The 6,577-nt window shown below is 61.5% G+C and carries 6 protein-coding genes; 4 read left to right on the top strand and 2 right to left on the bottom strand.

Annotated features, from left to right (window positions below; all coding sequences use genetic code 11):
* The first annotated feature begins 3 nt into the window (after nucleotides 1-3).
* Nucleotides 4-2,109, top strand: coding sequence for a DUF262 domain-containing protein (locus KXR83_RS25590; protein WP_023957698.1), 2,106 nt, complete (start codon nucleotides 4-6; stop codon nucleotides 2,107-2,109).
* Between the two features lie 383 nt (nucleotides 2,110-2,492).
* On the opposite strand, the gene KXR83_RS25595 is transcribed toward KXR83_RS25590, so the two are convergent.
* On the bottom strand, nucleotides 2,493-3,203 hold the full coding sequence (locus KXR83_RS25595) for a GAF and ANTAR domain-containing protein (RefSeq protein ID WP_023957702.1): 711 nt from the start codon (nucleotides 3,201-3,203) through the stop codon (nucleotides 2,493-2,495).
* 303 nt (nucleotides 3,204-3,506) lie between these two features.
* On the opposite strand from KXR83_RS25595, the gene KXR83_RS25600 reads away from it, so the two are divergent.
* Nucleotides 3,507-4,214 carry a GAF and ANTAR domain-containing protein gene (locus KXR83_RS25600; RefSeq protein WP_023957704.1) on the top strand — a complete coding sequence of 236 codons (708 nt, stop codon included), beginning with the start codon at nucleotides 3,507-3,509 and terminating at the stop codon, nucleotides 4,212-4,214.
* Between the two features lie 286 nt (nucleotides 4,215-4,500).
* On the opposite strand, the gene KXR83_RS25605 is transcribed toward KXR83_RS25600, so the two are convergent.
* Nucleotides 4,501-5,223, bottom strand: a complete 723-nt coding sequence (locus KXR83_RS25605; protein ID WP_023957706.1) for a GAF and ANTAR domain-containing protein — start codon at nucleotides 5,221-5,223, stop codon at nucleotides 4,501-4,503.
* Nucleotides 5,224-5,632: 409 nt separating this feature from the next.
* Here KXR83_RS25605 and KXR83_RS25610 point away from each other — a divergent pair, with 409 nt between their 5' ends.
* Together KXR83_RS25610 and KXR83_RS25615 are read left to right on the top strand one after the other, a co-directional pair.
* Nucleotides 5,633-5,893, top strand: a complete 261-nt coding sequence (locus KXR83_RS25610) for a hypothetical protein (protein WP_051406493.1) — start codon at nucleotides 5,633-5,635, stop codon at nucleotides 5,891-5,893.
* A 90-nt stretch (nucleotides 5,894-5,983) separates the two neighbouring features.
* Nucleotides 5,984-6,277, top strand: coding sequence for an ANTAR domain-containing protein (locus KXR83_RS25615; RefSeq protein ID WP_051406494.1), 294 nt, complete (start codon nucleotides 5,984-5,986; stop codon nucleotides 6,275-6,277).
* Nucleotides 6,278-6,577 lie beyond the last annotated feature (300 nt).

Consider the following 6,577-nt stretch of genomic DNA (forward strand, 5'->3'; position numbering starts at 1 on the left):
GCAATGGAGGCTCACCCCCGTAGATTGAAGTCGGTGTTCCGCAGCGACTTGCGGCTCGTTGTCCCGTTGTTCCAGCGGCCGTATGTGTGGGACGAGGAGGATCAGTGGGCTCCCCTGTGGGAGGACATCCTGGCAGCGTTCGACCGCCGCACCGACGTGGACACCCCACCTCATTTCCTGGGTGCCATTGTCCTGGAGCAGAAGCGCGGTGCGCTGGGCAGCCTCGAAGTCCGTGAAGTTATCGACGGCCAGCAGCGGCTGACGACGCTGCAACTGTTCATCGCAGCGCTGCGGGACACGTACCTGGCGGAGAACATCAAGACCCGGTTGTTCAATCACCTCCGGAAGACGTTGGAGAACGACACCGATCTGATCGAACGGTCGGAAGAGGAGTTCAAGCTCTACCCGACGAACCGTGATCGCGCTCCGTTCGTCGGCGTCATGCGCGGTGAGTACCGGGACAAGACATCGGACCCCAGCTACGCACAGATCCCGCGGGCCTACCTGTACTTTCGGGGGCAGTTGGAGGATCTGGTGTCCGCGTGCGGATCGGAACAAGAGGTCGAGGACGCGCTCGACGGTCTGTCCGAGGTAGCGCTCGAGCACCTTGAGCTCGTCGTCATCGACCTCGACGTTGAAGATAACGCACAGGTCATCTTCGAGACGCTCAACGCACGTGGAACCGCGCTCAGGGCATCGGACCTTATCAAGAACGCCCTTTTCCGCACCCTTCAGGATGGCGCCGCCGGTGACGACGGCATTGAGACGCTGTATCGGACGTACTGGGAGCCGCTGGAGAGCGAGCAGTGGCAGACCGAAGTGCGGGTGGGTCGACTCACGCGGCCGCGGCTCGACGTGTTCGTCGGCTACTTCCTGACTGTTCTGCTACAGCGAGAAGTACAGTCCCACCAACTTTTCCCGCAGGCACGAGGCTACTTTGACGGCGACAAGGAAATGGCCGCAATCTTCCTCAAGGAGATGTCGCGCTACGCCGCCGTCTACGCAGGAATCGACGATCGCACGATCGCGTCGAAGGCAGAGAAGGTGTCCCTCGATCGGCTTGAGATCGTCGACACCACGACGATCATGCCGGTCTTACTGTGGCTGTTCGCGAACTCCGATGGAGCGGAGCGGAAGCGGGCACTGGCGCTGTTGGAAGCGTACCTCGTCCGCCGCGCGATCTGCCGGCTCACACCCAAGAACTACAACCGATTGTTCTTGGAGCTGACCCGTCGGCTGGAATCAGCGACGGAGGAGGCGGACGTAGTCGTGGAGCGATTCCTGGTCGGCCAGCGATCCGACTCGGGAGTGTGGCCGACCGACGCTCAGGTCGTCGATGACATGACGCGTTTGCAACTGTACCGGCTGTTGAAGCGGGATCGCCTGCAACGACTATTGCTCGCAATTGAGAACGAGATGACCACCGACAGGACAGAGCCAGTGCCGCCCAGCAAGAAGCTCTCAGTAGAGCACCTCTTGCCCCAGGCGTGGCATGAGAATTGGCCTGTCGACCCAGGTGACGGTGGGGCGGAGGAGGAGCGCCGCGACGAACTGGTGCACACGATCGGGAATCTGACGCTCATCACGCAAAAGCTCAATGCGAGCGTCTCCAACGGCCCGTGGTCGATCAAGCGTGAAAACTTGCTGAAGCACTCGGCGCTGACAATGAACAGATCGCTGCCAGCAGTATGGGGTTCCGACGCGATCGCGCAGAGGTCGCGTGTTCTGGCCGACGTGGCCACGCGGATGTGGCCGCGCCCCGATGCGGCTCCGGCGCGCGAGCTCTCGGACAATGAGCGGGAGCTCCGACCAGATCGGGACCGGGCAGTGGCGGCATCCAAGTCATCACCTCAGCGCACAACGGGGTCGGGCACGCGGCGCCGGGACATTGGCCAGCACATCGTGAGCGCGTTCAGCGAGCTAGATTCTGGAGAGTTCCTAACAATCAGAGAAATCAGTCGCACGCCTTCCGAGCAATATCCGGCGAACGACCCTCCATCTGACGGCGCCATCTCGATTCGTCTGTTCCCCAAAGACAGCAGATCCTCGACGGTGCCCGGCGTGGAGGGCGTCATCGTAGGCGGGCGGCGGGGCGCGCGAAAGCTGTGACGAAATGACCGTCGAGATAACTGGCTGCGAGGGTTGCGTAAATGCACTGCACACATCTCGCGCACTAGGAAACCGATAGACGAAGCGATCGGGCACAAGATCACCAATGCCCATCCACCAGGGTGCGTACGATTCCCGCAACACCCAGGAGGGCGGCGCCCTCACCGTTGAGTTCACGGCGTCGTCGCCTGTCGCTATGGCTGTTCCCACACGACTGTCGGAGTGAGTCGGGCTGGTCGTGGGTCCGGACCGCGCGGTAATCTTCTTGATTCGGTTCGTGCCGTTGCTTGACCTGCGGGCGGGTGTTTTCGTCCTCTGTGGTCAGCCGAGTTGGTCGGCTGGTCGGAGCAGATCAACAGTTAACCTGCGCGGCCGCCCTGGGATTATTGAAGCCGCTCGTTGGGTGGGTGATCTGCTTCGACGATCTGGCGGGCGACCTCGGCGAGGCGGATGTTCTCGTTCTGGGACAACGTGCGCAGCATGTCGAAAGCCTCGATGGCGTTGACGCTGAAGCGTTCCATGATCATGCCCTTGGCTTGGCCGATGATGTCGCGGCTGGCCAAAGCACTGCGGAACTGCTCACCACGCCGCACCGCGGCCCACACGATCGCGGCATGCGCGGCGAAGATGTAACCGAGATCCCGGGCATCCTGATCGAAAGCATTCGCGTTGTCGGAGTACAGATTCAATGCGCCGACCGTGTCACGGGTAGTGAACAGCTCGAACGAGGCGATCGACCGAATTTTGGTTTGCGCCAACGCCTCAGCACGAAAGTCGGGCCACCGCGTCTCGGTCTGAAGGTCGCTGATGAAGTAGCTGTCGTGCTCGGTTGCCGCAGCGAAACACGGGCCCTGGCGAAGTTTCTCCTGGATCGAGTCGATCGTACGGGCATGCTCATGGGTCGCGGCCGGTGTAGCGATCTCCTCGCGGCGGGCCACGATGGTGATGCCTGCGTACTGAGCTCCCGGAATATGCTTGACGGCGTTAGTGAGAAGCTCATCGAACGCGCGCACCGAGGTGTCTGGCAACCGTTCATTCATCTGCCGCGCAAGCGCTGCGATCTGCTTGTAGACGTCGCTGTGTTCAGTGCCCACTTCTCGAGCCTTCCGCTGGCAGGATGCAACAGTCGTGCAACTGACTGTATGGCATCGCAGATGTCGCTGCGGGATTAGTTAGCAAAGCCAAAATGGCCCAGGTTGGGCGGCCCGACCTGGGCGTCGTCAAGTTTACTTGACATAACATAGATTATCGGCGTAACCCGTTGTGGCTCAATCAGTTTCGTCACCAGTGACGAAACTCGGGGTGGTTTCGCCGTCGTTGTGTGCCGCAGTCGGTGCGCGTAGGCTGGGAGCCAAGTCGCGCATACCGCTCGGTGGTGATGCGGGAAGTGGGCTCGAATGGGCGCCGACAACGACAGTGATTTCTACGCGCGGATCGCGCATTTGATGGGAACGCCGCAGCAGCGGCACTTTGATCATTCTGATGAAGCACTCGCTGATGTGGTGCACAGCGCGGTCCGCCACATTCCTGGTGTGGACTACGCCGGTATCACGGTGGTTTCTCGCCGCGGCCATGACGTGACCACGCCCGCGGCTACTCACGATCATCCCCGCACCCTTGATGCGTTGCAGCAACAGCACCGCCAGGGCCCGTGTTTCGATGCTGCTCTCGAGCATCAGACTTTCTTTGTCGACGACCTCACCGTAGACAGCCGGTGGCCACTGTTTCGGCGCGACGCCCTCGCCCGCACCCCTGTGCAGGCAATCAGCTCGTACCAGTTGTTCACCACCCGCGACAGGGTCGGCGCCTTGAACCTGTACGCCGACCGCCGCGGCGCCCTCGACCAGCCTGCCCGTGACCTAGGGTTCATTTTCGCCTCCCATGCCGCGATCGTGTGGACCGGATTACATCGAAGCGAGCAATTCAACAACCACCTGGCCGGCCGTGAGGTCATCGGCCAGGCCACCGGCATGATCATGCAACGCGAGGGTTTCGACGCTATTTTGGCCACCGCCTACCTACGGCTGATCGCCGACAACCGCAACATCACCCTGGTTGACGCCGCACACACAGTCCTCGACGGCCAATACGGACGCAATCGATAGCTACGCCCGTTATCTTTTGGTGCACAACAGGTTTGCGGTCAGCGTCCTGTTCGCGGCGGTGTAGCTGATGGTGTAGCGCTCGATCAGCATGTTCTTTTGTCTGCCCGGTGAGATCACGTGAGATGGCGCTTCAGATGTTGCCGTATCGGCCGTATCGAACGCGTTCGGACTGTAGGCACACATGCTCAGCGCGCCGTGGTCCTGTCCCACTAGCAGCACCTCGACAAGTACCCCTCCTCCGGTCGCTCCCTCTGAGCCAGTGGGTGAATCGGGCCCTCGGACGCGGTCAGGTGTCGTGGGGGTGATCGGCCTCCACGAGGCTGTGGGCGATGTCGGCGAGACGGATGTTGGCGTCCTGGGACAGTTTGCGCAGCAACTCGAACGCTTGATGGGGGCCGATGTTGTAGCGCTCCATCAACATGCCTTTGGCCTGGCCGATTGTGTCACGGCTAGCCAGCGCGCTCCGGAACTGTTCACCGCGGCGCATCGCGTTCCAGAGCACTGCGGCATGGGCGGCGAAAACATAGCCAAGATCGCGGGATGCTTCGTCGAACGCATCAGCTCGTTCCGAGTACAAGTTCAGCGCACCCACGGCATCGCGGGTGGTGAACAGCTGGTAGGACACGATGGACTGCACTGATGTCTGCGCCGACGCTTCGCGCCGGAAGATCGGCCACCGCTCATCGGCGCTGAGATTGGCCAGGTAGTAGGTGTCCTGATTGAGCGCCGCATCAAGGCACGGGCCTTCATGGTGGCGGTGCTGAATGGCATCCAACGTACGCGGCACCTCGTGCGAGGCGACCGGGGTGATGACCTCTTGGCGTCGGGCCACGACCGTGATCCCGGCATAGTCCACACATGCGATGTGCTCGACAGCATGGCGGACAAGTTCGTCGACCGCACTGCCGGAGTACTCGTTGATGCGTTCACTCATCGTCTTGACCAGGTCGGCGATCTGTTTGTACGCGTCGATGCTGTAGCCGCTCATCTCGGCCCTTTCGCTGACCATCGAGCGGGTGCACGATATGACCAACTGTAGCCGGTCCTTCGCTCCGGGCGTGGGCGATAGGCTAGACGGCGCTCCGATAGCAGATGACACGTTTGGCCTAGTTCGGTGGGTAGGCGGCCAAACAGGTCGGGAGACAAGCAGCGGTGCCGGCTCAGGCATCCGTGGTCGAGGACTGAGCCATGGGTGCCGCCCGAACCCAGCCTCCATGAGCCGGTGCGGCCCTGCCAGCCCAGGCCCACGAGAACCTCGGTGGCCGCGGAGGCGGCATTGTGTGGCAGGCCCCGAAAGCACCGAACGGGTACAGTGATTTGATGCACCGTCCGCGTCTTGGCCTCTGAGTGACGGGCGTGTTGCGGTGGAACCCAACGCTTTTGAGTTTTACAAGCAAGTTGCTGACTTGACACAGGGTATGAGCCGACGTCTGCCGGCCACTGCAGCAGGCGCACTCGACGAACTCATCGGCGGCGCGATCAATCACGTAGGGGGAGTGAACTACGCCGCTGTCACCGTCATCGACCGGACACACCACGTGACAACGGTGGCAGCCACCCACCACAACCCCCGACTGCTTGACAGCCTGCAGCAACAACACCAGCAAGGTCCTTGTTTCGACGCAGCCGCCGGGCCGCACAGCTACTACATCAGCGACCTGAACGATGAGCAACGATAGCCTGGTTTCCGGGCAGATGCACTACATCGGACACCAATTCGCTCCATCGCAGCATTCGAGCTGTTCACCACCCGCAGCTCGGTAGGCACCATGCAGTTGTATGCCGACACACCCGACACCTTCGACCACCAGACCCGCGACCTCGGACACATCCTCGCTGCCCACGCCTCGATCGTGTGGAATGCGGTACACCGTTGCGAACACATGCGCACCGCACTCGGTAGCCGCGACATCATCGGCCAGGCCAAAGGCATGCTCATGGAGCGTTACAAGATCACCGCCAGCGACGCCTTTGCCCTGCTGAGCAGGCTGTCACAGGAAGACAACACCAAACTCGTCGACGTCGCCCACCGCCTGATCACACCGAACGCTTACAGAGGTTGACTCCGACAGCGCCTGCCGCACCGAGGGCAGCTGGCACCCTTACTCGGTGCCGCGTTCGGCAACTACCACTGAATGGTCGAAGTTCTATGGCGCAAGATTCTCCGTTGCCGATGTCATACTTTGCAGCACAACCATTTTCGTCGTCATTGACGGGACTATCCCGTTAACGGTGTTTCGGCCGTTTTCCATTAGTAGGTTTCTGATCCGGGCCAACGGTCCGCGAAGGTGATCGCGAAAGCGTTCAGAGCGGGCTTCCACCGTGTGATCCATCGTGCCTGACCTCTGCCGGTCGGGTCCAGC

The sequence above is a fragment of the Williamsia muralis genome (genome assembly GCF_051487485.1).
GTDB lineage: Bacteria > Actinomycetota > Actinomycetes > Mycobacteriales > Mycobacteriaceae > Williamsia > Williamsia muralis_B.